Source organism: Pararhizobium sp. IMCC21322 (assembly GCF_030758295.1).
Classification (GTDB): domain Bacteria; phylum Pseudomonadota; class Alphaproteobacteria; order Rhizobiales.
Genome location: NZ_CP132335.1, coordinates 206,249 through 232,949 on the forward strand (window position 1 = coordinate 206,249; position 26,701 = coordinate 232,949).

General features: G+C 53.7%; 21 protein-coding genes. 12 read left to right on the forward strand and 9 right to left on the reverse strand.

Going from position 1 to position 26,701, the window contains the following annotated elements; genetic code table 11:
• Window positions 1-2: 2 nt before the first annotated feature.
• The 3 genes from RAL91_RS01100 to RAL91_RS01110 form a co-directional block, all read right to left on the reverse strand.
• Window positions 3-1,274, reverse strand: a complete 1,272-nt coding sequence (locus RAL91_RS01100) for a flavin-dependent oxidoreductase (protein ID WP_306259137.1) — start codon at window positions 1,272-1,274, stop codon at window positions 3-5.
• Window positions 1,275-1,329: 55 nt separating this feature from the next.
• Complete coding sequence (locus RAL91_RS01105) at window positions 1,330-2,382, reverse strand: TRAP transporter substrate-binding protein (RefSeq protein WP_306259138.1); 1,053 nt, start codon at window positions 2,380-2,382, stop codon at window positions 1,330-1,332.
• A 249-nt stretch (window positions 2,383-2,631) separates the two neighbouring features.
• Window positions 2,632-3,099 carry an Lrp/AsnC family transcriptional regulator gene (locus RAL91_RS01110; protein ID WP_306259139.1) on the reverse strand — a complete coding sequence of 156 codons (468 nt, stop codon included), beginning with the start codon at window positions 3,097-3,099 and terminating at the stop codon, window positions 2,632-2,634.
• A 113-nt stretch (window positions 3,100-3,212) separates the two neighbouring features.
• On the opposite strand from RAL91_RS01110, the gene hppD reads away from it, so the two are divergent.
• Both hppD and RAL91_RS01120 read left to right on the forward strand, forming a co-directional pair.
• Window positions 3,213-4,307: a 4-hydroxyphenylpyruvate dioxygenase gene (hppD, locus tag RAL91_RS01115; protein WP_306259140.1), complete on the forward strand. Its 1,095-nt coding sequence runs from the start codon at window positions 3,213-3,215 to the stop codon at window positions 4,305-4,307.
• 154 nt (window positions 4,308-4,461) lie between these two features.
• Window positions 4,462-5,424, forward strand: a complete 963-nt coding sequence (locus tag RAL91_RS01120) for a hypothetical protein (RefSeq protein ID WP_306259141.1) — start codon at window positions 4,462-4,464, stop codon at window positions 5,422-5,424.
• Between the two features lie 78 nt (window positions 5,425-5,502).
• Here RAL91_RS01120 and secA read toward each other — a convergent pair whose 3' ends face one another.
• A complete protein-coding gene (secA, locus tag RAL91_RS01125; RefSeq protein WP_306259142.1) occupies window positions 5,503-8,187 on the reverse strand; it encodes a preprotein translocase subunit SecA in 2,685 nt (894 codons plus the stop codon).
• 300 nt (window positions 8,188-8,487) lie between these two features.
• Here secA and RAL91_RS01130 point away from each other — a divergent pair, with 300 nt between their 5' ends.
• Complete coding sequence (locus RAL91_RS01130; RefSeq protein WP_306259143.1) at window positions 8,488-9,357, forward strand: peptidylprolyl isomerase; 870 nt, start codon at window positions 8,488-8,490, stop codon at window positions 9,355-9,357.
• Between the two features lie 53 nt (window positions 9,358-9,410).
• Here the strand turns inward: RAL91_RS01130 and RAL91_RS01135 are convergent, their stop codons facing one another.
• The gene (locus RAL91_RS01135; protein WP_306259144.1) at window positions 9,411-9,674 is read right to left on the reverse strand and encodes a BolA family transcriptional regulator; all 264 of its coding nucleotides are present in this window, start codon (window positions 9,672-9,674) and stop codon (window positions 9,411-9,413) included.
• A gap of 159 nt (window positions 9,675-9,833) precedes the next feature.
• On the opposite strand from RAL91_RS01135, the gene RAL91_RS01140 reads away from it, so the two are divergent.
• The 4 genes from RAL91_RS01140 (at window position 9,834) to RAL91_RS01155 (ending at window position 14,573) form a co-directional block, all read left to right on the forward strand.
• Window positions 9,834-10,463: a J domain-containing protein gene (locus RAL91_RS01140; RefSeq protein ID WP_306259145.1), complete on the forward strand. Its 630-nt coding sequence runs from the start codon at window positions 9,834-9,836 to the stop codon at window positions 10,461-10,463.
• A gap of 84 nt (window positions 10,464-10,547) precedes the next feature.
• The gene (cobS, locus tag RAL91_RS01145; RefSeq protein WP_306259146.1) at window positions 10,548-11,558 is read left to right on the forward strand and encodes a cobaltochelatase subunit CobS; all 1,011 of its coding nucleotides are present in this window, start codon (window positions 10,548-10,550) and stop codon (window positions 11,556-11,558) included.
• 5 nt (window positions 11,559-11,563) lie between these two features.
• Window positions 11,564-13,462 (forward strand): cobaltochelatase subunit CobT, encoded by a 1,899-nt coding sequence (gene cobT, locus RAL91_RS01150; RefSeq protein WP_306259147.1) that lies wholly within the window; start codon window positions 11,564-11,566, stop codon window positions 13,460-13,462.
• A complete protein-coding gene (locus tag RAL91_RS01155; protein WP_306259148.1) occupies window positions 13,431-14,573 on the forward strand; it encodes an esterase-like activity of phytase family protein in 1,143 nt (380 codons plus the stop codon). The genes cobT and RAL91_RS01155 overlap by 32 nt, the downstream gene beginning before the upstream one ends.
• On the opposite strand, the gene RAL91_RS01160 is transcribed toward RAL91_RS01155, so the two are convergent.
• Window positions 14,527-15,186 carry a VUT family protein gene (locus RAL91_RS01160; protein ID WP_306259149.1) on the reverse strand — a complete coding sequence of 220 codons (660 nt, stop codon included), beginning with the start codon at window positions 15,184-15,186 and terminating at the stop codon, window positions 14,527-14,529. The genes RAL91_RS01155 and RAL91_RS01160 overlap by 47 nt on opposite strands.
• A 108-nt stretch (window positions 15,187-15,294) precedes the next feature.
• Window positions 15,295-15,585, reverse strand: coding sequence for a 50S ribosomal protein L28 (rpmB, locus tag RAL91_RS01165; protein ID WP_306259150.1), 291 nt, complete (start codon window positions 15,583-15,585; stop codon window positions 15,295-15,297).
• A gap of 968 nt (window positions 15,586-16,553) precedes the next feature.
• Here rpmB and RAL91_RS01170 point away from each other — a divergent pair.
• The 5 genes from RAL91_RS01170 (at window position 16,554) to RAL91_RS01190 (ending at window position 22,908) form a co-directional block, all read left to right on the forward strand.
• The gene (locus RAL91_RS01170; protein WP_306263119.1) at window positions 16,554-19,769 is read left to right on the forward strand and encodes a helicase-related protein; all 3,216 of its coding nucleotides are present in this window, start codon (window positions 16,554-16,556) and stop codon (window positions 19,767-19,769) included.
• 12 nt (window positions 19,770-19,781) lie between these two features.
• On the forward strand, window positions 19,782-20,168 hold the full coding sequence (locus tag RAL91_RS01175) for an RNA-binding S4 domain-containing protein (RefSeq protein WP_306259151.1): 387 nt from the start codon (window positions 19,782-19,784) through the stop codon (window positions 20,166-20,168).
• Between the two features lie 96 nt (window positions 20,169-20,264).
• On the forward strand, window positions 20,265-20,603 hold the full coding sequence (fdxA, locus tag RAL91_RS01180) for a ferredoxin FdxA (RefSeq protein ID WP_306259152.1): 339 nt from the start codon (window positions 20,265-20,267) through the stop codon (window positions 20,601-20,603).
• 645 nt (window positions 20,604-21,248) lie between these two features.
• Window positions 21,249-21,845, forward strand: coding sequence for a CarD family transcriptional regulator (locus tag RAL91_RS01185; RefSeq protein WP_306259153.1), 597 nt, complete (start codon window positions 21,249-21,251; stop codon window positions 21,843-21,845).
• Window positions 21,846-22,041: 196 nt separating this feature from the next.
• Complete coding sequence (locus tag RAL91_RS01190) at window positions 22,042-22,908, forward strand: RNA polymerase factor sigma-32 (RefSeq protein WP_306259154.1); 867 nt, start codon at window positions 22,042-22,044, stop codon at window positions 22,906-22,908.
• Window positions 22,909-23,341: 433 nt separating this feature from the next.
• Here the strand turns inward: RAL91_RS01190 and RAL91_RS01195 are convergent, their stop codons facing one another.
• Together RAL91_RS01195 and RAL91_RS01200 are read right to left on the reverse strand one after the other, a co-directional pair.
• On the reverse strand, window positions 23,342-25,933 hold the full coding sequence (locus RAL91_RS01195) for an ABC transporter permease (RefSeq protein WP_306259155.1): 2,592 nt from the start codon (window positions 25,931-25,933) through the stop codon (window positions 23,342-23,344).
• Window positions 25,930-26,664: an ABC transporter ATP-binding protein gene (locus tag RAL91_RS01200; RefSeq protein WP_306263120.1), complete on the reverse strand. Its 735-nt coding sequence runs from the start codon at window positions 26,662-26,664 to the stop codon at window positions 25,930-25,932. The genes RAL91_RS01195 and RAL91_RS01200 overlap by 4 nt, the downstream gene beginning before the upstream one ends.
• Window positions 26,665-26,701 lie beyond the last annotated feature (37 nt).

Here is a 26,701-nt window from a genome sequence, read left to right on the forward strand (position 1 = left end):
GGTCAGATCACTTCTGCTAGAGCAGGATCAATTATGGGCGGCCTGGCATTCAAGGCGTCAATGCTGAGACCCGTGAGGGCTTTGTAATGCGCTGCGTGATCCTGCAACTCCACATTGGATATAACAAGTTCGGGATTAACATTCTTACCCTTGCTGCGCTGCTCAACCAGTTCCATGATCTGGTCAGGGCCATTGCCACGATTGGCAAGCACGATGGCGTTGGTCGGCGCGCGTCGCTCCGCTTCATAGGCGACCAGCGCAGCTTCACACGCCCCACGCTGTTTCAGCATTAACCCAAGAACCCTTGCATCGATGATGGCTTGCGACGCACCATTGGAACCGATTGGATACATGGCATGGGCCGCATCCCCCATCAGCGTTGCCCGGCCAAAGGTCCATTGCGGCAGCGGATCACGGTCGACCATGGGATATTCCAGAATTTCCTGAGCGCTTCGGATCAAGGCCGGTGCATCAAGCCAGTCAAAAGACCAGCTTTCAAAGGCTGGCAGGAAATCAGCCGGATTGCCGGTCCGGTTCCAGTCTTCCTTGCGCCAGGCCTGATCCGGCGCAAACTTCAACTCGGCGATCCAGTTAATCAGCGCCATTCCGGTGACAGGGTCAGCTTTGCTGATGGGATAAGTGACAAATTTCTGATGTTCATGACCGGCCATGGCCATCGTGGCACCGTCCAGAAATGGCCGCGCGATGCTGGTACCACGCCACAGCACGGCACCGCCCCAGATTGGCGAACCTTCACCGGGATAGAATTGACCACGCAAAGCAGAGTGAATGCCATCAGCACCAATCAGAACGCTGCCACCCTCCTGCCATTGCGCCCCACCTGCTGACCGAAAATGGGCTGTCACACCGTCCTCTTCCTGATCGCATCGCAACAAAAAAGCATCGGTGACGAGGGCCTCGGCGCCCAATCGCTCGAGCACGGTCTCGAAAAGCAAACGTTGCAGATTACCGCGATGAACGGAATATTGCGGCCAGTTATTGCCTGCCGCCATGCCGCGTGGCTCGCCCCAGATGAGTTGCCCGTATTTGGTGAAATAGGTTACCTGCGACGTGCGCAAGCCAAGACCATCGAGGTCCCGCTCAAGGCCAAGATCAAACAGTTCGCGCACGCAATTGGGTTGCAGATTGATGCCAACGCCCAAAGCCTGGATGGATTGGCTGCGTTCAAAAATGCGAACTGGCAGCCCAAGCTGATGGCAGGTTAGGGCAAGCGACAGGCCGGCAATACCGGCACCGGCGATGAGAATGGTCATAGCTGGGCCATCATGGCAGGACGGGCATCAATGCACCCGCCCTGTCAAAAGAGAACTACATGGAATTCTTTTCAATGAGCCCCTTGGCCTTGTCCAACAGGGCCTGACCATCAATGCCTTTTTCATCCATTTCAGAAATCCAGCGCGCAACAACAGCTTCTGCCACTGTCTGCCAGCCGGCAAGCGCATCACCATCAATCACCACAATATCATTATCGGAATCTTCCGCAATCTTGCGACCCGGCGCATCATATTCCTGCATCAGGCGGCCAGCCATGGCTGAAAATTCCAGGCCGGTATTGTCATCGAGAATGGCCTTCAGATCATCCGGCATGGCATCGTAACGCTGCTTGTTCATGGCCAGAACGAATGTGGCCGTATAAAGCGCACGATCGCCGCCAAATTCTGTGTGCGTATCAACAAGTTCGGCTATTTTCAGCGCAGGCGCCACTTCCCAGGGAATAACCGCACCGTCAATCACACCTTTGGACAGCGCCTCGGGAATGGCAGGAACCGGCATACCCACGGGCGTTGCACCGGCCTCTTTCAGCAGATCATTGATAACCCGTGTCGGGCCGCGCAGTTTCTTGCCGCTCATATCAGCCAGACTGCGCACGCCATCGCCCTTGGAGTGAATAACGCCGGGACCATGGACCCAGGCACCCAGGATTTTGAAATCCTTGAAATCAGCGTCTTTCATCTCGTCATCAAAAAGCTGCCAATAGGCACGCGACGCAGCTTCCGCATTTGTCATCATGAACGGCAGTTCAAAAACCTCAGCGCGCGGAAAACGGCCCGGCGAATAACCCGGCAGGGTCCAGACAATATCGACCACACCATCTCGCGCCTGATCGATCAGTTGGGGCGGTGTTCCACCCAGCGCCATTGCGGAAAAAATCTCTATTTTGATGCGCCCCCCAGAAGCCTTTTCCACGCGCTCGGCCCATGGAAACAAAATCTGCTTCGGCACATTGGCCTGGGGCGGTAAAAACTGATGCATCCGTAACGTTACATCCTGCGCAAAGCTGGCGGATGAAACGACGCCAAGTCCCGCAACAGCCATGGCCGCGGCGCCCAGAGAGTTAATCAAAAATCGGCGGTTCAGCATTAAGTGTCCTCCTCAATAGTGTCTGACTTTGGGGCAGTTGGATAATCTCCAATCCACCCATTATTTTTTATCCCAATTTCGGCATCCCAGTTTCAGAAACTTGATTTGCATTTTCAGGACGATGCGCCTCAAGACGCTGATGCACATAACATGGCAGCAGTTTATGTAACTATCCAGCGCTTTGTATTCCGCAATGCATTTCCAGCTTACGGGCAGGAATTCTTGGGACCGAAATTCCTGAAGTCTGCGTCACAATGGCAAGCCACCGCCTTCCTTGACGGTCTCCAGCACAATCGCCGTTTTGACGTTTTGCACGCTCTCATGCGGCAGCAGATACTCATTTACGAAGATTGACAGGCCCTTGAGATCCCTGGTGACGACTTTCAGCATGTAATCCATTTCGCCGGTCAGCGCATAGGCATCCATGACCTCCGGCAATTCCCCGATCAATTTGGTAAATTGCCTGGCATTGTCGCGATTATGGGTTGATAGGGTAACAGAGATCAGATTGACCAGACCAAAGCCCAACCGTTCCCGGTCAAGCGCCGCATGATAGGCCCTGATCCAGCCCCCCTCCTCCAGCCGCACCCGTCGGCGTGCACATTGAGAAGCCGACAGATTTACCTTGTCCGACAAATCGGTATTGGACAGGCGCCCGTCATCCTGCAGCGCTACCAGTATTTTCCGGTCAAATTCATCGATGCTTGATTCCTGCATATTTTCCCAATGTTTGCGTTGATTTAGCCGTATACTAGCTAATACCGGTGCAAATTGCGAGAATTACGCGCAAGTTATGCGTTATTATTGGCGTCACCAACAGGAGAATACATATGGGACCCTTTCCGCACGATGTTGTTGCCGAAATCAGCGCAGACAATCCCGCAGGAACCGACGGCTTTGAATTTGTTGAATTCGCGCATGAAGACCCAGCTGTTCTGGAAGAGCTGTTTGCAAAAATGGGCTACGCCAAAGTTGCGCGCCACAAGACAAAAGCAATCAGCCTGTGGCGGCAGGGCGACATCAATTATCTGGTCAATGGCGAACCGGGTTCATTCGGTCAGGAATTTGTCGAAAAGCATGGTCCCTGCGCGCCTTCCATGGCGTGGCGTGTGGTCGATGCAGCCCATGCCTTGCAGCACGCCCTGGCTAATGGTGCCGAAGAATACACTGGCGACGGCAAGGTGATGAACGCGCCGGCCATCATCGGCATTGGCGGATCACTTTTATACTTCATCGATGCCCATGGCGAAAAAGGCTCAGCCTACGACACCGAATTTGAATGGTTGGGTGCCCGTGACCCAAAGCCGGAAGGGGTTGGTTTTTACTATCTCGACCATCTGACCCACAATGTGTTTCGCGGTAACATGGACAAATGGTGGGCTTTCTACCGAACCCTGTTCAACTTCAAACAAATCCATTTCTTTGACATCGAGGGCAAACTGACGGGACTCGTCTCCAGGGCCATCACATCACCATGCGGGAAAATCCGCATTCCCTTGAACGAATCCACCGACGACAAAAGCCAGATCGAGGAATATCTCAAGAAATACAATGGCGAGGGCATACAGCACATAGCTGTAGGCACAGAACGTATTTACGACGCCACCGACACACTTTCTGCCAACGGCCTTCGGTTCATGCCGAAACCACCTGCCACCTATTACGATCAGTCCATTGAACGGGTGCATGATCACACTGAGCCACTGGACCGCATGAGCAAACATGGCATCCTGATTGACGGCGAAGGTGTCATTGACGGTGGCACAACCAAAATCCTTCTTCAGATATTTTCAAAAACGGTTATCGGGCCCATTTTCTTCGAATTTATTCAGCGCAAGGGTGATGAAGGATTCGGCGAAGGCAACTTTCGAGCGTTGTTTGAATCAATCGAGGAAGATCAGATCCGGCGCGGAGTCCTGACGTAAAAACAATAACTTGACTTTCCTGGCTTCCAGGATGCGACAAATATACGCACCTACTCCAGGTTGAAAGCTTCCCGGGAATGGCGGAAACCTTGTCATTTCGAGGTATTTATGCCAATCATTAACACCTGTTAATATCTTTTCAGGTGGGGATTTCATGAAAGATACGATTTTTCGGGCTGTCATTGGCATGGGAATTGCCTCTGCCAGCCTTATGGGTGTTTCTGGCACAGCGGCTTATGCACAGGCAGTCTCTCAGGCAGAATTAAATGAATTTGCCGACCTTAGCTTCAAGAGCAATAAAACGGCCGGGGAACGGCTCAGGTATGATATTCTGCGGGCCAAGATAAAGGCGAACCCGCCGATCGAAGCTCTGGAAAGTGAAGATGAAGTAGACATTGCTTCAACTCAGTCACTGAAACTGCCTTACTTGGAAGTCGCTCCGGATTTCGGGATTACGCGGCTAAGCGCGGGCATCAGATATAAAGACACTTTCTACTCCGGGCAGTCGGACAAAGCTGATGCCAGCGGAACAGCCGCTCGCGTAGGGCTTGATGTTAGATTGAATATACCGATCAATGACAATCTGGAAGTCTTCGTCGGTGGCTGGAGCTTCGCGAATTTCGGCGGCAACACTGGTCTTCACAATGAAGAAGAGGAAGAGTTGAACCTTGGCGGCTCTGGTGGACATTACGGTATTTTAGGTTTCTCCGTAAACAACTTGATCACCGCCTATGCTGGTCTCTCCCTGCCCTTTTACGAACATTTCTGTGAATGCTTTGGTCCGGTCCAGTTCTCATTGAACCCATATATAGGTGCCCGTATCGGAACCATTGATCTGGATTTGGATTACCAAAATGGTAACGGAAGCGATAGAGCATCTGAAAAAGAGACCTATATTGCACCTCTGGGTGGCATTGAAATAAAAGCCAGATCAGCCAGAGTGTTCGACAGCCATTTCAGCCTGGCCGCAGCCATCGGTTATCAGTTTCAGGGCGGAGCGGACGCGACCATCAAGGGTCAAGACAGTACTATAAACCCTGAAACCGGCACATTTGATTTCGAGATTGAAAACCAGCAACATTTTTATGGCAGCATCAGAGCGGGCTTTAACTTTTGATGGTTTATGCACAACCAAACAACAAGAGCCGGCTTTTTCAGCCGGCTTTTTTATGTCTGTCTTTCAGGAAATAAATTCCTAGGCAAACTGCCCATGGCAATGTTTGAATTTCTTTCCTGAACCACAAGGGCAGGCTTCATTACGGCCCACCTTGCCCCAGCTGGAGGGGTCATCAGGATCGCCCGCTGCATTACCAGCTGTGTCCTCGCCGGTGACAGGATCAGGCCGGGATTCAAACATCTCGCTCTCATCCGGGTCTTCCGGCATTTGTGGCAACTCGCGGGATAATTCAATGTGCGCCAGTTGCATGGTCACCGACTCGCGCAGACTGAGCAGCAAGGTCTCAAACAGTTCAAAGCTTTCCGCCTTGTATTCATTCAGCGGATCGCGCTGACCATAGCCACGGAAGCCAACAACCTGGCGCAGATGATCAAGGTGCACCAGATGTTCCCGCCACAAATGATCCAGGGTTTGCAGCAGAACGGCTTTTTCAACCTGACGCATGATTTCCGGTGTAAAACGTGCAGCCTTGGCGGCAAAAAACTCGTCGGCCTTGCGCATCAAACGCTCGCGGATTTCCTCATCCGCAATGCCGTCCTCATCCACCCATTCCAAAACAGGAAGATCCATATTCAGCTTGGTCTTGACGTCTTCCTGAAGGCCGGGGCCATCCCATTGCTCCGCATAGGCTTTTTCAGGAATGTGCTTTGCAACCATTGCCTCCACCATATCGTGGCGCATATCGGCAGCAGCTTCAGACAAATCTTCATCGCGCATGAGTTCCATACGCTGTTCGAAAATCACACGACGCTGGTCATTCATCACATCATCGAATTTCAGAATATTCTTACGAATATCGAAGTTCCGGGCCTCAACCTTTTGCTGCGCCTTTTCCAGCGCGCGGTTGATCCAGGGATGGACAATGCTTTCATCTTCCTTCAGGCCAAGCTTCTGCAGCATGCCATCCATGCGATCAGAGCCAAAGATGCGCATCAGATCATCCTGCAGGGACAGGAAGAACTTTGAACGGCCAGGGTCACCCTGACGGCCCGCACGACCACGCAACTGATTATCGATGCGCCGGCTTTCATGGCGCTCAGTGCCGATGACGTAAAGACCACCAGCAGCCAGTGCGCCCTGCTTCTTCTCTTCGATCTCGGCCGTGATTTTTGCAATCGCGGCGTCACGGGCTTCACCTTCGGGAAGATCAGATAATTCCTGATCTATGCGCATATCCAGATTACCGCCGAGCTGAATATCCGTTCCGCGACCCGCCATGTTGGTGGCAATTGTAATCGCCCCTGGCACACCGGCCTGCGATATGATGGCCGCTTCCTGCTCGTGATAACGCGCGTTCAGAACCTGCACATCCTTGATTTTTTCCGTTGTCAGAAATTCAGCCAGCAATTCGGATTTTTCAATGGATGTGGTGCCAACCAGAACGGGTTGGCCCTTTTCACGCGCTTCGATAATGTCGCGGACAACGGCCCGGTATTTCTCTTCAACAGTCCGGTAAACTTCGTCATCTTCATCAATACGAGTGATATCCCGATTGGTGGGCATATCGACCACGCCCAACCCGTAAATATCACCAAACTCTTCCGCTTCGGTCGACGCCGTACCGGTCATCCCGGCCAGCTTTTCATACATGCGGAAATAGTTCTGGAAGGTAATCGACGCAAGCGTCTGGTTTTCCGGCTGGATTGCTACATGTTCCTTGGCTTCCAGCGCCTGATGCAGACCTTCAGAGAAGCGACGGCCCGGCATCATACGTCCGGTGAACTCATCAATGATCACGACTTCATCATTGCGGACAATGTAATCCTTGTCGCGCTGGAACAGTTTATGGGCTTTGAGCGCCTGATTGAGGTGATGCACCAGAGTGACATTCTCCACATCAAACAGAGAGTCACCCTTCATGATACCGGCTTCAGTCAGAATTTTTTCAAGCTTTTCAGTGCCATCTTCCGTGAAGTTGGCACTGCGTGCTTTCTCGTCAATTTCAAAATCCGCATCATCCAGATCCGGAACATACGCATCCATCTGAACATACAGGTCGGATTTATCTTCCAAAGGTCCGGAGATAATCAGCGGTGTACGCGCCTCATCGATGAGAATGGAATCCACCTCATCGACAATCGCAAAATAGTGCCCGCGCTGAACCATATGGTCGATCTGCGACTTCATATTGTCGCGCAGATAATCAAAGCCGAACTCATTATTGGTGCCGTAAGTCACATCGGCGGCATAGGCGGCTTTGCGGCCCGCATCATCAACACCGTGGACAATCGTTCCTGTGCTCAGGCCAAGGAACTCATAGATTTCACCCATCCAGTCAGCATCACGCGCGGCAAGATAATCATTTACGGTAATAACGTGAACGCCGCGCTCGGTCAGCGCATTAAGGTAGACCGGCAAAGTCGCAACCAGCGTTTTACCTTCGCCGGTTTTCATTTCTGCGATCGAATTTGAGTGCAGCACCATGCCGCCGATCAGCTGAACATCAAAGTGCCGCTGTCCAAGCGTTCGTTTTGCCGCTTCGCGAACCGTCGCAAAGGCGGGTACCAGCAGATCATCCAGCTTGGCACCATCTTTCAATTGCTGGCGGAATTCGCCAGTACGCGCGCGCAATTGCTCATCACTCAGAGCTTCCATTTCTGGCTCAAGTGCATTGATCTCATCCACTTTGGGCTGAAAAGACTTTACGAGCCGATCATTGGCGGAGCCAAACATTTTCCGGGCAAGGGAGCCGAGGCCAACCATGTGCCATTCCTTAAATTTCTATGTGGTCGCAAATGCGGGAGAGCTTTGCGGCTTCCAATTGTAATAACGGCTGACAGATAAGAGGGGCCATGGGGCATGTCAACGCGCTAAGCTATCTTCATGCGCCCGGTGGCCACGATATCACGCGATTCTGATCTGTTTTTCACCAATTCGCCATGATGATTGCAGAAAATGACGAAATGATAAGGATGCGCGTCACCAAAAAATGGTTTATGGCTGGCGCCCAATATTGATCCACACAGTTAAATCTGACCAATTCTGAGTTATAAGGAACACATTATGCTGGCCATTCGCCATTCATTCGCAACCCTTCTGCTGACAGGCGTTCTTGCCGTCGGTTTTGGCCAAAACGGATTTGCGCAAGACGCCTCCGCCGAAAAGCCGATGGAAGAAAAACCAATGGAAGCCATGGCTGACCCCGCTGCCGTGGTTCTGACCATCGGAGACACCGAAGTCACTGAACTGGACCTGACGATTGCGGGAGAAGATTTCGCGGAAGTGCTGGCAGAGGTTCCCGAGAACCAGAAGCGCGAGAAATTGATCGAGCTGATGATTGATCTGCACACTTTTGCTCAGGAAGCCAAAGCCAAGAATCTTGACGAGTCCGAGACCTATGCGCGCCGCATCAAGCTGATGGAAGCCCGCGCCTTGCGCAATGCGTTCTTCGAGCAGGAAATCATGGAAAATGTGACCGACGAGGACGTAAAAGCACGCTTTGATGTGGAAATGGCAAAAATTACGCCCGAAGTCACTGTCAGCGCCCGCCACATTCTGGTCGCGAAAGAAGAAGAAGCCAAGAAAATCATCGAAGAACTGCAGGGTGGCGCGGATTTTGAAGCCCTTGCCAAAGACCGTTCAACTGGCCCGAGCGGCCCCAATGGTGGCGATCTTGGTCAGTTCTCAAAGGGTCAGATGGTACCGGCTTTCGAAGCAGCAGCCTTTGCGCTGGACGCAGACTCCTTTACTGCTGAGCCTGTCCAGACCCAGTTTGGATGGCACATCATTCAGGTTTATGAAAAAGGCAGCGCGCCCCTTCCCGAATTCGCACAGGTAGAAGAACAGGTTCGTAATCTTGTCATCAGCGAACGCTTCACCGAGCAGTTGCAAGCCTTGCGCGGAAAATACGAAGTGAAACGCGCAGCGGAATAAATTGTCCAATCTGTCATCTGGCCCGACACAAAGGGCGGGCCGGATGACACGCCTTACGCGCTGGCTTCTGCGCGAATGGCCAGTGCATGAACCGGGCCGGCAAGCTCATCGGCAAGGCATTCATTGATCGCACGATGACGCCCGACACGGCTCATATCGGCAAAAGAAGGTGCCGTGATTTCGACACGAAAATGTGTTTCACCGCCCTCTTTCCAGCCGGAATGACCAGCATGAAGATGCGATTCATCCACAACTTGGAGGGCAGTGGGTTGAAAGTGCTGCGTCAGCTTTTCTTCAATTTTTGTTTTGACGGACATTCCGTATGCTCCAGTATGGCTTCAGTGATTCATTCTTTATGCGTCAACCTCGCTGGAAGGTCTTGAAACACAAGCCGCAAAGCGGCACAACATTGCGTCGGAATTTTCCGAGCCTAAAAATATTCGATTCGCCATTGTCATTCGGTCTATAAGAGCATTATGAGCGCTAACGATAATTTGTTCGATAAAATACGTATTTCGCCAGCGAAAGCACGCAAGCGGAAGAAAATGGCGGCTGAAGAAAAGCCGGCAAAGGATACGCTGTGTTCGCATCCCGATTGTTCTGAAACCGCAACCCACAAGGCCCCGAAAGGCCGTGGCAAGGACAATGATTATCTGTGGTTCTGCCTGCAGCACGTGCGCGACTACAACAAGACATATAATTACTTTTCCGGAATGGAAGATGGCGATATCGCCAAATATCAGAAGGACGCGTCCTTCGGTCATCGCCCGACCTGGAAAATGGGTGTGAACGGCAAAGACGGCCCGAACACCGCCAAACCGCATGATCCATATGCATTCATGGCACACCGGGCCCGCCAGAGGGCAAAAGCTTCGGAACAGGAAAGCCCCAATCAGCGCGGCCGAAAGCTGCTGAATGTGGAAAAACAGTCTCTGGAAACGCTGGAGCTGGATGGCACTGCGACCAAAGATGACATCAAAAAACGCTTCAAGGAACTTGCCAAGAAGCACCATCCTGATGTGAATGGGGGTGACAGGGGATCGGAAGATCGCTTGCGCGAAATTATTCAGGCCTATAATTACCTCAAGGCCGCAGGATTCTGCTAGTCCCGATCCCGCTTCCATGGGGTCTGTACTCAACGAACGACACTAACTTATGAGCCGGTCTTAACGGTCGCGCTGGAGACATTCATGACTGAAGCCGCATTTTCCACGTCCCCTGCAACGCCGGATTCCGGCATGCCGGACATTCAGGTTTCTGTGCGCGATACGTTTGGCATAGACAGTGATCTGATGGTCCCCGCCTATAGCGAGCCAAACGAATATGTGCCGGATCTGGACCCCGATTACCTGTTTGACAAAAACACCACGCTCGCGATTCTGGCGGGCTTTGCCCATAATCGCCGCGTCATGGTAACTGGCTATCACGGCACCGGAAAGTCCACCCATATTGAACAGGTTGCAGCCCGCATTAACTGGCCGACCGTTCGGGTTAATCTGGACAGCCATATCAGCCGCATCGATCTCATCGGCAAGGACGCTATTGTCATTCGCGATGGCCAGCAAATTACCGAATTCCGTGACGGCATTCTGCCATGGGCGCTGAAGCACAACATCGCGCTCGTCTTTGATGAATATGATGCAGGCCGTCCCGATGTGATGTTCGTTATTCAGCGTATTCTGGAACTGCAGGGCAAATTGACGCTGCTGGATCAGAACCAGGTCATTCGCCCGCATCCTTGTTTCCGCCTGTTCTCGACAACCAACACCATCGGCCTTGGAGATACATCCGGGCTGTATCACGGCACCCAACAGATCAATCAGGGCCAGATGGACCGCTGGTCGATTGTGACGACGCTCAATTATCTGCCGCATGATGAGGAAACCGCGATCATTCTTGCCAAGGCCCCACAATACAGGAACGAAGAAGGCCGGGAGACGGTCTCCAACATGGTGCGTCTGGCTGATATGACCCGCAGTGCTTTTATCAATGGCGATCTGTCGACCGTGATGAGCCCGCGGACTGTGATTACATGGGCAGAAAATGCCAATATCTTTGGCGAATTGGCATTTGCCTTTCAGGTAACCTTCCTTAACAAATGCGACGAATTGGAGCGACCACTGGTTGCTGAATTCTATCAGCGCTGTTTCGGTGAGGAACTGCCTGAATCGTCTGCCAATCTGGTCTTAAGCACCAACTGACATCGATGGCCCATCCTCAGCGTAAAACCGGACAGGGTGCCGCAGCCAACAAGGAAGCGGCAGAAGCAACCGAGGCGTTCAAGCGCAGCGTTGCAACAACCATGCGTGCCATGTCCGGTGAAGCTGAACTGGAAGTCACCTTTGCCGCAAACCGGCCCAGCCTCGCGCCGGGGCGCGCGCGCCTGCCGGAACCGCCACGCGGTGCCAAGGCGCAGGATATTGCCACGGCCCGTGGCATGGCCGACAGCATGGCACTGCGCATCGCGGCCCACGATCCCGAATTACATGCCAAGCGCGCACCGAGCAGTGATACTGCGCGCGTCATTTTCGACACGCTGGAACAGGCAAGATGCGAGTCCCTTGGGGCAACACGCATGTCCGGCGTTGCCCAGAATCTGTCAGCCATGCTGGAAGACAAATTCGCCAAAGCGGATTTCGGAACTATAGAATCCACGCAGGATGCACCGCTGGAGCACGCTTTGGCCCTGGTGATGCGCGAAAAGATCACCGGGCAGAAGCCGCCGGAAAGCGCCAGTGATCTCGTCGAGGTCTGGCGCACAATCATCGATGAAAAAACCGGTGACCGCCTGTCCGGGCTGGGTGACGTTCTGGATGACCAGACCGCCTTTGCCGACGCTGTGCGTGATGTGCTGACTGACTTCGGCATGGGCGATGATTTTGACGGCAGCGCCGACAATGATGACCAGAATGACGATGACGGTGAAGATGGCGATAGCGGCGATGATGCCGCCCAGGGCGAAGCCAACGAAAGTGACGGCGATAACGCTGAGACAGACAGCCAAAGTGAGGCTACCGGAGACGATCAGGAAGCTGGCGAATCGGAAGCCGGAGAAGCAGATTTCTCTGATTCTGATGACGATGCCTCCGCTGAAATGGACGATTCCGGCGAGACCACACGCCCTAATTCGCCGCGCTCCATGCGCGAAGATGAGGATGCGTACAAGGTTTACTCCCACGAGTTTGATGAGACCATTGCGGCGGAAGATCTGTGCGATGCCGCCGAGCTGGAACGCCTGCGTGCCTATCTCGACAAGCAGCTGATGAGCCTGCAGGGTGTCGTCGCCCGTCTTGCCAACCGCCTGCAGCGCAAATTGATGGCAAAGCAGAACCGGTCCTGGGAATTTGATCTGGAGGAAGGTGTTCTCGACAGTTCCCGTCTGACACGGATCGTCATTGATCCAACAGCCCCTCTGTCCTTCAAACATGAGCAGGACACGGATTTCCGCGATACAGTGGTCACACTGTTGCTGGACAATTCAGGCTCCATGCGTGGACGCCCTATCACGGTTGCCGCCACCTGCGCTGATATTCTGGCACGCACGCTGGAGCGTTGCGGTGTCAAAGTCGAAATTCTGGGCTTCACCACCCGCGCCTGGAAAGGTGGTCAGGTACGGGAAAAATGGTTGAAGGACGGAAAACCCGCAATGCCGGGCCGCCTCAATGATCTGCGTCATATCATCTACAAAGCGGCTGATGCGCCCTGGCGCCGTGCCCGCCGCAATTTGGGCCTGATGATGCGCGAAGGCCTGTTAAAGGAAAACATTGACGGTGAAGCACTGGATTGGGCGCATAAGCGCCTGTTGGGCAGACCGGAAAGCCGCCGCATTCTGATGGTCATTTCAGACGGTGCACCGGTTGATGATACAACCCTGTCTGTCAATCCCGGCAATTACCTGGAAAAACATTTCCATCAGGTGATTGAAGAGATTGAAACCCGTTCGCCGGTACAGCTGGTGGCCATTGGTATCGGACATGACGTCACAAGGCATTATCGCCGCGCTGTGACCATTGTCGATGCCGAGGAACTGGCCGGAGCAATGACCGATAAATTAGTGGAGCTGTTTGACGAAGATGCAAACAAGCGCGGATCAAAATACAGGTAAGCATGGCAGGCGCTCACGCGCGCCTTTGTGGATTGCTGTGCTTGGTCTTGGCTGCCTGTTTTCAGGCGTCCACCAGCCTGCACAGGCCCAAACCCTTCCCTGGTCTATAAACGGCAGCACGCCTGCTGAAATCAAAACTGTGCCCGTTGAGCAGTTCATTGTCGGCAGCGATAAAACCGAATTCGGCGCCTTGCGGTTTATCGGCGGCATTGTGCTGTCGGGCGGGGCAGAATTTGGCGGTTTTTCCGGTCTCATTGTGACTGAAGACGGCAAAGGCCTGCTTGCGGTGAGTGATGTCGGCCAATGGTTCAGCGCAGAAATCAATCGGGAAAACGGCCGGATTTCAGGGCTTGAGAATACGGTCATCGGACCCATACGCGATGCAAATGGGGATGCCTTGAACAAGGGGCGGAAATGGTACGCTGACGCTGAAGGCCTGGCCTGGAACGACGGTCAGGTTATCATGTCCTTTGAACGCCAGAGCGGAAAAGTTCGAACGGCTGACCTTGCTAAAAAAGGTTTTCTGGCTCCAGCCTCCATTTTGCCGGAAAGCAAGCCGCTCAATTCAATCAAGGGAAATCGCGGCATTGAAGCCATTGCGGTCCCGCCGGCTGGCTCCGCCTTTGACGGCTCGCTGATTGCAATCGGAGAGCGTATTCTGTCCGCCGGCCATCATTCCGGCTGGGTTCTGACCGGCGCTAAATCCCGCCGCTTCAAAATTCGGCGACGCGGTGATTTTGACATTACGGATGCAGAATTTTTACCCAATGGTGATTTGCTGATTCTGGAGCGCCGTTTTTCACTCACCCTTGGCAGCGCGGTGCGCATTCGCCGTATCTCTGCCGCTGACTTCACGCCCGAACGGCTGTCCACAGGCATCATACTGGACGGTCTTGATCTTATGACCGCCGATCTCACCCATCAAATTGATAATATGGAAGGCATGGCTGTGCGCGTCGCTCCCGACGGCACACCCATCATCCTCTTGATTTCAGATGATAATCTGAATTTCTTCCAGCGCACGCTTTTGCTGGAATTTGCTCTGCGTCCCGAAGAGTTCGGCGTTATACCGCAGCCTCGTCCGGCTGCGGCGAACCTGCCTCGCGGATAAAGCCCATCAGCAGGCGATAGGGCAGCAGCAGCAATGCCACTGCCAGAACCTTCACCGCCAGATCACCCAATGCCCAGGACATCCAGCGCGGCGCTTCAACACCAAACGCAAACAGGGGTGCCGCCTCAATGGCGAAATCATCATTGGCGCCCAGCACCACCAGACCTGCAGCAAAAGCCAGCGTGAAAAACAGGGCTGTATCGAGAACAGACGCTGAAATCGAAGATATCACCGGCGCTTTCCACCAGCTCTTGCTGTGACGCAGACGGTTGAACAGCGACACGTCGAGCAATTGTGCAATCAGGAAAGCTGTTCCCGAGGCAATCGCAATGCGCGGCGTCGCCAGCCAGAGCGACAGGATGACGGCCAGTGCAAAACCGGCAAGCACCACAATACGTGCCCGGTTCGGCCCGTAGCGCCGATTGGTGATATCAGTTACCAGAAACGCAATTGGATAGGTAAAGGCACCCCAGGTGAACAAATCCGCCATGTTGAACCCGGCCACCACAAAACCGACCGGGAACTGCACCAGATAGTTTGAGGCAAGAACAACACAAACCATTGCAACAATGGCCAATGGAAGTTTGGAAGGGATGCTTGAAGATGCGGACATGACAGCGCTCTCAGGATGAATTGCACAACAACAGAAAACGCGCTGCATCATCAGATGAAGCGCGTCTGTCAGACTGACAATAATCCCAAATGGGATTATCTAACCGAATTAAGCGGCAGCAAGCTGTTTCTTGGCAACGAGTTTCTTGACCCGCAGAGCTTCGGATGACAATTCTTCATCCTTCGCTTTGGCCAGAAACGCATCCAGACCACCACGGTGTTCGACCGTGCGCAGTGCAGCAGCTGAAACGCGCAATTTGATCTGTTGGCCAAGCGTTTCACTTGTCAAAGACACATCGCACAGATTCGGCAAAAAGCGCCGGCGCGAACGATTCTTCGCGTGGCTTACATTATTTCCTGTCAGGACCGCTTTACCGGTCAATTCGCAGCGTCGTGCCATGGCACAAACCTTTCGAAACATATTAAACGACGAGCCACCCTGTATGGTCAAATCCGGTTCGAATGAAACCGACGCGGGCAAAGGTTCATTGGAAACCACCAATGTGGAGCCTGACGTAAGGCCCCTGCACCGTGCACCCGAACGCGTAGGGAGGTAATTCGCAGCGGTCATAAGGCAGAATGCAGCCACGCGTCAAGGTTTTCCTTGGGAAGAGGCCGATTCTCTTGGGCTTGGTGAAGTCACGCAATGACATGAAAATTCAATAGCTGCGATTTTACAGATTCCGAGTGCCCGGAGCCACTCGAAAAACAGGCGGCGATGGTCCGTTCCATTTTGAAACGATTTCGTTAACACATCCGGGCTTCAGCACACCCCAATCCACATCGACCCTGCAATGCGCCTCTAGATGATGCAAGGCGGAAACGTGAACACACCCCATGTAGTGAGAACAAAAAAGCAACAAGCTGGTGTCAGTGATTCGTCGCCAATCTGTTCTCTATCCGATCCATTTCTTAACAAAAGCCGGAACCGTATGACTCCAGCCGGATTGCAGACCTGGTGCCATGTTCCATTTTGAAACAGGTTCCTGAACAAAAGTCGGATCACACGCCTTTAACGGATCGCTCGAAACCCGGCACTTGTGGCCCGCTCGACCTCAAACCACAATTTGTTGTGGTGAACAAAAGCTGAACATAATGGAATCAGCGATTCGGGCACGGTTTGTTCCGCTATGGTTCCTTTTCTTAATGGACAGAAAACAAAGGCTTGAGGGTAAATGAAGGATGGGTGCTGGCCCGACAAATCATAATGACGGCTTGAATCAATTCGCAGTACTTCAAGACTCTGACTAGCAAACGCAGCTTGTGAGTGCTATCAACCCGCCCGATACTGCAGATTGGTGCAGCGTCGACCTTACAATCCGGCTGAACGCGCAGCGCTTGCTTTAAAGAATTGTGCGTTTGTCCCGCATGACAGAAAGTGGCACCTCATTGACCCTGTTTGATGCCCTGCCCAGCGGTTCCACGCAAAATGGTTCCCACCTGAACGCTTCCTTACAGCCGGAGGCACCGACGCGCCTTAAAAACCGGAATGTGACGGCGGTCCTCGGTCCAACCAACACCGGGAAAACCTATCTCGCCATCGAGCGCATGCTGGGCCATGAGAGCGGCATTATCGGGCTGCCCCTGCGTCTGCTCGCCCGCGAGGTCTACAACAAGCTGGTCATGCGCGCTGGCGAAGAAAACGTTGCGCTGGTCACTGGCGAAGAAAAGATCATGCCCAAAGCGGCACGGTATTTTGTCTGCACCGTAGAAGCGCTGCCGAACTACACACAATGCGCCTTCGCCGCCATCGATGAAATACAGTTGGCCTCCGACCTGGATCGGGGTCACATTTTTACCGACCGGTTGCTCAATCTGCGCGGGACACAGGAAACCCTGCTGCTGGGCGCAGAAACCATGCGCCCCATTATCGAAAAACTTCTACCGGGCGTGAATATCGTCACCCGGCCGCGCATGTCGGTGCTGGCCTATACCGGGTCGAAAAAGCTGACACGACTGCCAACCCGTTCAGCCATTGTGACATTTTCCGCCAATGAAGTTTATGCCATCGCCGAGCTGATTCGTCGCCAGCGTGGCGGCGCGGCGGTCGTTCTTGGTTCGCTCAGCCCCCGCACACGCAACAAGCAGGTGGAGCTTTATCAAAACGGCGATGTGGATTTTCTCATCGCCACGGATGCCATTGGCATGGGTCTAAATCTGGATGTCGACCATGTCGCCTTTGCCGCGGACAGCAAATATGACGGGTTTCAGTTCCGCAAGTTGAATGCGGCTGAAATTGGCCAGATTGCCGGACGTGCCGGGCGTCACTTGCGCGACGGAACCTTTGGCGTCTCCCACGCAGTCCCGCCCCTGGACGAAGAAATGGTGAAAGCCATTGAAAACCATCGCTTTCAGCCCGTAAAAATCCTGCAGTGGCGCAATCGCACACTGGATTTTTCAACCATTGACGATTTGCGCAGAAGCCTGGAGGTCACCCCGGATATGCCGGGCCTGACCCGCGCACCGCCATCGGATGACTGGGAAGCTCTGGACCGGTTATCACGCGATCCTGAAATCACCGATCTGGTGACCAGTTCGGACCGGGTTGAACTGTTATGGAATGCCTGCCGCATTCCCGATTTTCAGAATATCTCACCGGCCCAGCATTCAGATCTGGTCAATCATATTTTCCGTTTTATCGCCAAGGATGGCAAAATAGACGAAAACTGGTTTGGCAAACAGGTAGAACGGGCAGATAAACCCGTCGGTGATATTGACACTCTGGCCGGACGGATTGCAGAAATTCGGACCTGGACCTTTGTAGCCAACAGGGCCGACTGGCTGGAAGATGCATGGACCTGGCAAGAAGCAACCCGCGCTGTTGAAGACCGTCTGTCGGACGCCCTTCATGATCAGTTGACCCAACGATTTGTCGACCGCCGCACAAGTGTGCTGATGCGGCAATTGAAAGAGAAGACTATGCTTGATGCAGAGATTACAGCAACCGGAGATGTCCTGGTTGAAGGCCACCATGTTGGCCAATTATCCGGCTTCCGTTTCCAGCCTGACCCGTCAGCCGAAGGTGTTGACGCAAAGGCGGTTCGCGCAGCAGCAGATAAAACACTGGCAGATGCAATTGCCAAAAAGGCAAGCAAGGCTTCCATAAGTCCGAACGAGGATTTCACCCTGGCCGCCGACGAATCTATTCGTTGGCGCGGCGAGGTGATCGCCCGCGCACTGGCCACCGAACAAATGCTGCAGCCCCGCACATTGCTGCTGGCAGATGAACAATTGAATGGCGCGCCACGTGACCAGATCCAGGCGCGGCTTGATCTGTGGCTGGATACGCACATCAAGACTTTGCTGAAACCGCTGTTTGATTTGAAAGAAGCAGAAAACCTGTCCGGCATTGCACGCGGCATGGCCTTTCGTCTGTCAGAAAACAATGGCGTCATGGCACGTGCCGACATTGCAGATGACGTAAAGGCGCTGGATCAGGAAACCCGCGCTGGTCTGCGGCAACTGGGTGTGCGGTTTGGCGCATTCCACATTTTCGTGCCGCAATTGCTGAAGCCCGCTCCGAGCAAATTGCTGGTGGATTTGTTTGCGCTTCACAAAGGTGAGGCTGAACTGCCGGGCCGGGAAGAAATTCCTGCCATGTCGGCAGCCGGGCGCACATCGGTTCCTGTCGATCCCGCCTTTCAGGCCGATATTTACCAGATGGTCGGCTTCAAAATATGCGGCAAGCGTGCGGTGCGGATCGACATTCTGGAACGACTTGCAGATCTCATCCGGCCATTAATGGCGTGGAAACCCGGTGGTGAGAGCGCAAAGCCGCAAGGTGCTGTTGATGGACCCGGCTTTACCATAACGGTTGATATGACATCCCTGTTGGGCTGTGCCGGTGAAGACTTCAATGAGGTTCTGAAATCCCTTGGCTATCGCATGGAGCGCAAGCCGGTTGAAAAACCGGTTGAGCCAAAGCCTGCCGAAGGGGCTGCACAAGAAGTTGCTCCAGAAACTGCAACGGAAGAAACGGCATCGGATGCTGCTTCGGAAAGCCCCGCTGTAGCGACTGAAAAAGCCTCAGTAGAAACAACTTTGGTTGAGCCGGCTCCAATTGAACCAGACTCAGTTGAATCGGCTCCTGCAGAACCACCAAAAGAAGATCCAGCACCGGTCGAAGCCGTTGCGCAAGCGGACGCACCATCCACGGAAGAGCCTGCAGTTGCGGACGCAACTCCGGAAGTGACCCCAGAAGTTGTCCCGGAAACTGCCCCTGGAACTACCTCAGATACTGCCTCCGAAGCGGCTCCGGAAGAGACCAATGGAACGACGGCAGAGACAGTTGCTGAAGAAGAAGCCTTTATTGAAATCTGGCGGCCAAAGTCGCGGTTTCACAATGAACGCGCTGGCGGCAGACGCGATAACAAACGCAACCAGAATCAGAAACCTGGCAACAACAATAAGGGTGAGAAGCAGGGCAAGGGCAAACGTCCGTCCGGCAAGCGCGATCAGGATCGCAATGCCAAAAACAAGGGCGCTCAGGGCAATCGGCCACCAAGGCCGGAAAAGAAAATTGATCCCGATTCCCCATTTGCAGCGCTGGCGGCCCTGAAACAGGATTTGATCAAAAAGAAGTAGGGTGCGGTCTTTATGGGGGATGATGCCCGTCAACGGCTCGACAAATGGCTCTGGTATACCCGGATCGTCAAGACCCGCAGCCTTGCACAGAAACTGGTGAAGGGTGGGAAGGTCCGCGTTAACAATGAACGTGTTTCATCACCCAGCCATCCGCTGAAAACAGATGATGTGTTGACTGTAACCTTGGCGCGGCAGGTCAAAGTCCTGAAATTCGTCGGTGCTGGCACACGGCGCGGACCGGCTGTGGAAGCTGTTACGCTTTATGAGGATTTGACGCCGCCACCGGTTCCAATGACAGCGGAGGAACGCGCGACAAAGGGGCGTGCGCCGGCCCCAGAAAAACGACCCGATAAGCGCGCCCGTCGCGATCTGATCCGCCTGAAAGGAACAGATGACTAAATTCCGGCCATTCGCCGCATTGCTTTTGCTTGAGCTTTGCCGGAAAACCGGATAGCAAAACTGGAAATTCAGAATGCCCGTCTCAGGAGCCGACACTTGACCTACATCGTCAACGACAATTGCATTAAGTGCAAATACATGGATTGTGTTGAAGTCTGTCCCGTAGACTGTTTCTACGAGGGTGAAAACATGCTCGTGATTCATCCAGACGAGTGTATCGACTGCGGAGTCTGCGAGCCTGAATGCCCAGCGGAGGCCATTAAACCTGACACAGAGCCCGGCCTGGAAAAATGGCTGCGGATCAACACGGAATACGCCGACAAATGGCCAAATATTACAATCAAGCGTGAATCGCCCGAAGACGCCAAGAAATTTGATGGCGAAGAAGACAAGTTTGAAAAATATTTCTCGGAAGCACCCGGCGAGGGTGACTGATCGATCCTTTCGCACATGCGAAATAAGTGACGGCTGACCGATCTCATTGCCATCTAATTGGCAAAAATCGGCAGCGAATATGTCAGCAATATTTACCCTTAATTTGTGCAGTGCCAGAAATCGTTGATTTTTCCGGTTTTTTTTGCTATATATAGATTGACATCAAATTTTATCGAGTAGGTCTCAGGTCGATTTTCGAATCTGCTGACGGCAAAGTGTCTCATGATACCTTCCATTGGGCAGTTTTTTGATCCGCTTGAACTGCACGATTTGAATTTGAAACCAGCCTTGCGCCTGTCACTCATGCAAGAGGGTCCGAGAGCGGATCACTTCTTGAAGGATGACGGAGTGTAAAGTTGGACTTAATCGCGGTCACGCGGGTTTTAGGGACCTTTCGATATTATGATTTGGTTGACGGAAAAGTGCAAAGAATCTGGCAATGCAATCATCGACAGAGATGATGTCATTTGCGTGGGTACCGTGAACAAGACGAACGTCGGAACACCGTCAATCCTGAAACGAACCATCTAACAAGCAGGCATAGCAACAAAGATAAGGCAGAGTTTCATCTGTCTTTTCCAGTGTGCATAAAACCGTCCGGTCTGACGGAACTGATCAGTGACCGGACAGAGGAGTAGAAAGCGTATGGCAGTCAAGAAAACAACACAGCGTCACGGCTTCAAAGTAAGCGAGTACATCGTCTATCCGGCCCATGGTGTCGGCCAGATTACCGCTATCGAGAAGCAGGAAATCGCTGGCATGGAACTGGAACTCATTGTTATTGATTTTCTCAATGACAAGATGACTTTGCGTGTTCCCGTTGCGAAAATCGATAGTGTCGGCATGCGCAAATTGGCAGACGAAGCGACCGTCGCCAAAGCATTGAAGACCGTTGAGGGCCGCGCCCGCATCAAGCGGACTATGTGGAGCCGTCGCGCGCAGGAATATGAAGCAAAAATCAATTCAGGCGATCTGATTTCAATTTCTGAAGTTGTGCGCGATCTGTTCCGCTCCGAAAATCAGCCGGAGCAGTCCTACAGTGAGCGTCAATTGTATGAAGCGGCTCTGGAACGCATGTCCCGCGAATTGTCTGCGGTGAACAAGCAGACTGAAACCGAATCTGTTCGTCTCATTGAATCACATCTGGCAAAAAGCCCACGCCGTGGACCAAAAACCGCGGAAGAAGATACGGCCGAAGAAACGACTACGGAATCGCCCAGCGCGGCAGTTGCTGCTGCATAGGCAGTCGGTTTCGGCGCTGCTGTTCTCTGGCAGGCATCAACAAAACAATTTGGACCGGGGCTGTTATCCAGCCCCGGTTTTTTTATGCATTCCTCGTTTCGGGGCTGGCCTTTATCGTGCGCCCAATTGACTCACAGGTGATCCAGTTTCGAACATGATGCGTAAATAAGACAAAGAACCGGTAGTGGAGTGTCTTATGAGCGACGATCATTCAGCACGCAGAAAGTTCGTGCGAAGCGCCATGAAAGCGCCGTATCTGGAACGCGAAGAAGAACATCAACTCGCGGTCCGCTGGAAAGAAGCAGGCGACCAGGAGGCTTTGCACAAGCTCACATCCGCCCACATGCGGCTGGTGATATCCGTCGCTGGCAAGTTCCGCTATTTCGGCCTGTCCATGAGCGACCTCATCCAGGAAGGCCATGTCGGGCTTCTGGAAGCGGCGGCGCGGTTCGACCCGGCGCGTGAAGTGCGGTTTTCAACTTATGCGACCTGGTGGATCAGAGCCTCCATCCAGGATCATATCCTGCGCAACTGGTCTATTGTGCGGGGCGGAACCAGTTCTGCTCAAAAATCCCTGTTTTTCAATCTGCGGCGGCTGCGCGCAAAACTGACACAGGCCAATGGCGGCGTTCCCACCCATGAGACTTTCACAGAGATTGCCAGCGCTATTGGCGTTTCGGTGAAAGATGTTGCCAATATGAATTCTCGCCTCTCCGGACCGGATATGTCCCTGAACGCACCGCTCACTGAGAGCGATGGCGAAAGCGCTGATCGCCAGGATTTTCTGGTGGATGAAACGCCAAACCAGGGTGTGACTGTTCCCGAGGCGATGGACCGCGAACGCCGCTCTTCATGGCTGAAATCCGCCATGACCGTGTTGTCCGAGCGTGAATTGCGCATCGTCCGCGACCGCCGCCTCAGCGAAGAGGGCGCAACGCTTGAATCACTTGGAAATTCACTTGGTATTTCCAAAGAACGCGTCCGCCAAATCGAGTGTCGCGCTCTGGAAAAGCTGAAAACCGCTCTGGTTGAAAACCAACCCAATGACGCTGCCTTTATCTGATCTTGATAACGGGTTCCGGATTGAACCGGGACCCACAGCCAAAGCTGACCGATCCGGGTGCCGGTCACATACAGCTTAACAGCTCACAAATCCTCCGGATCCGCACAGGATTGAAAACCTTTCGACAACAGACCGAGATGATTTTTCGGCATTACGACGCGCACAAAATGCGAACGCGTTGACGCTGAAAGCCAAGTTGATCAAAGCTCAAATTCTCGGTTTTTTCAAAACAAACAAAAAGCTGAACCTGACTTAAGCTTTAGCTTATTTCATACGACGCCACCGTGGCACGTAACGTCACTGATAACCTCGTTTTCATGTACCCGGCAACACGCCGAAATCCGGCCCGGTTGATCGCATCTACGATAATCGGCACCACCGCAGCAAAGACCACTGGCCCAATTATCCAGGGCGCAAAGCTGGCGATAGAGCGCTACAATTCACGCAACACCGGTGCAGCTTTCTGACCAAGCAGCCGCCATGTGCCTGCCAGGCCGAAGCCCACCGTCAACACAAGGGCGGTCAACAGGGCTGAGAATGCGACAGAAGGCAGGAAGGTGAAATCAGCGCCCATGATACGCTCCAGCACAAACCAGGATGCCGCTGAACCGGCAATCAGACCGAACACCGCTGTAACCGTGCCCAGCAGCAGATATTCAAGACCAAAGGCCTGGATCAGCTGTCGCCGCGTGGCACCCAGTGTTTTCAGAATAACTGCATCATAGACACGGTGTCGCTGGCCTGCCGCCAAAGCACCACCCAGCACCAGAATACTGGCTACCAGCGCAATGCTGGCCGCTACGCGCACGGCCAGCGCCAATTGGCCGATGACTTCGTTCGCCTGATCCAGCGCATCCTTCACCCGCACACTCGTTACTGCCGGAAAGGCCGATGTGATGGATTTCAGCACGGCAAACTCGGCATCTTCCGTCGAGCCTTCCGGATAGGTCAGTGTGGCCAGATGCGTATGCGGCGCACCGGCGAACGTATTGGGCGAAAACACCAGCACAAAATTGATCGCCAGTGTTTCCCATTCCACTTCCCGCAGATTGGCAATTTCGGCTGTGATTTCGCGGCCAAGCACATTCACCGACACTTCGTCGCCGATCTTGAGGCCAAACTCACCGGCCAGTTCTGAATCATAGGATACCAGCGGCTTGCCCTCATAATCGGCAGGCCACCATTCACCCTCTGTCAGCTTGGAATTATCCGGCATGGTTGCGGAATAGGTTATGCCGCGATCACCCCTGAGGGCCCATGCGGACCCCGGAGGAGCTTCAATTTCCGACACCGGAACGCCAGCCAAAGACATCATCCGCCCACGCAGCATCGGCACACTTTGCACATCGCCAGTTGGCGCGACAGCGCGCACGCCTTCCTTGAAGGTTTCCAGATCATCGTTCTGAATATCCACAAAGAAAAAGCTGGGCGCCTGCTCCGCAATTGTGGAGCTGAGTTGGCGTCGTAAATTGCTGTCGATCAGCGTCAGACACACCAGAAGCGCAAGGCCCAGACCCAGCGACAGAACCACACTTGGCGTCAACGCACCCTTGCGGTGCAGATTGCCAATGGCCAGCCGCCATGGCGTGGATTTCGGGCGCGGTACGCGTTTGGCAATGGCCATGATAATCTCGGCAACCACCCGCAACAAAATAAACGCAGCCGCACAGGCGCCCACAAATACGGTTGCAATAAAGGGATCATAGGACAGAAAAATGGCTGCACTGGCCAGCGCTACAGCTGAAGCCAGAAAGGCAATCAGGTAAGGCCAGCCCGGCAGTCCGGACCCGGCACCGGCCCCATCACGAAACAGGGCCGTCGGCGAGATATCCTGGATTTTTCCAAGCGGCCAAAGGGCAAAAACCAGCGTCGTCAGAACACCATACAAAACCGCCAGCGCCAGTTCCTGCGGATAGATGCCCATCGCCGTTTCCACCGGCAGCACATTGCGCAAAAATCCGCTGGCCAAAAACGGTATGGCAGCACCAGCCACCAGACCTATGGCGATGCCAACAAGAGCCAGCACCATGATCTGAAACAGATAGATGCGGAACACAAACCCGCCTGATGCACCCACAGATTTGAAGGTCGCAATGACTTTCTGCTTGGTGTCCAGATAGGCGCGAACCGCATTGGCAATACCAACGCCGCCCACAACCAGCGCCGTCAGCCCGACCAATGTCAGGAACTGGGCAAAGCGTTCAATATTGCGGCGCAGACCCGGAGAGGCATTGTTGCGCGTATCGATATCCCAACCCGCCAGCGGAAATTTCTCTTCCGCATCGGCCTCAATGCGTTTCAAATCAGCATCTGAATTGCCATTTGCAGGCAAATTCACCCGATAAACCCAGTCCATCAGACTTCCAGGTTGAATCAATCCGCTATCCCGCAACGCGGGTTCCGAGAGCATCAATCGCGGTCCGAAACCAAATCCAGTCGAAAGCCGATCCGGCTCCAGCGTCAAAGTATCCGTAATGAGAACTGTCAAATCACCGATTTGCAACGTGTCGCCCACAGCCAGATCAAGCCGCGCCAGCAATTCAGGAGCCGCCAACGCACCCCATTGGCCATCAGCAGTTGATTGCGGTGCCAACAGGCTGGCAAAATCCGCACCGGAGGCTGTTTCAACCGTACCGGTCAGAGGATACAACCCATCAACCGCTTTCAGCTCCACAAGGGTTTGATCAGCCCCGTCAGAGCGCCGCGCCATGGCACGTGTGGTTGCAATCTGGGATACCTTGCCCAGAGCCTTGATATAGGCCAGTTCTTCGGCAGCGGCTTCGCGGTGCACCAGCTCAAAGGAAATATCACCGCCCAGAATGGTGTTACCACCCTGCGAGATGCCTTCGCTGAGCGAGCGTGACACCGAGCCAACACCGGCAATGGCCGTCACACCCAGTGCCAGACAGGCCAGAAAAATGTAAAACCCTTTCAGGCCACCGCGCAATTCCCGCAAGGCAAAGCGCAGAGACAGGCCTGCACGGCGCGAACCAGCAATCGGTTGAGGCATCGCGGGCGCACTCATGCGCTTTGCAGCAGCACGTCGCCCGCTGCGCGATCTTCAAAAATCTCGCCGGAACGAATGGCGACAACGCGCTCGCAGGAATTTGCGAGACCTCCATCATGGGTCACCAAGACAAGTGTCATGCCGCGCTCTTTTTGAATTTTGAACATCAGATTGGTAATTTCCTGGCCGGTTTCATCATCCAGATTGCCGGTTGGCTCATCAGCGATCAAAATGGCTGGTCTGGGTGCAAGGGCTCTGGCGATGGCAACGCGCTGCTGCTCCCCGCCCGACAGTTCAGACGGGTAATGGGTCACACGCTCTCCAAGTCCGACACTTTCCAGCTCACTGCGCGCCCGGTCAAAAGCGTCCGGCACACCGGCCAGTTCCAGCGGCACGGCAACATTCTCCAGAGCTGTCATGTTGGCAATCAGGTGGAAGGACTGGAAGACAATTCCGATATGCCGTCCGCGAAACACAGCCAGCTGATCTTCACTGAGTTTCTCAAAGGATTGTCCGGCAATCTCCACAACGCCGCTATCAGCCCGCTCCAGTCCGCCAATCACCATCAACAGGGTCGACTTGCCGGATCCACTGGGACCAATAAGTCCTAGCGAGGTGCCACGTTCGACTTCAAACGAAAACCCTTTCAGAATATGTACCCGGCCCGCACCGGAGCCTAGGCTTAGATGCACATCATCAAGACGGATTGCGGGCGCTGCCAGCTGATCAGTGTTCTGGGAAGAAGGTATTTCGTTCACGGATTAAAGCCCTATATAGTTCGGAAGC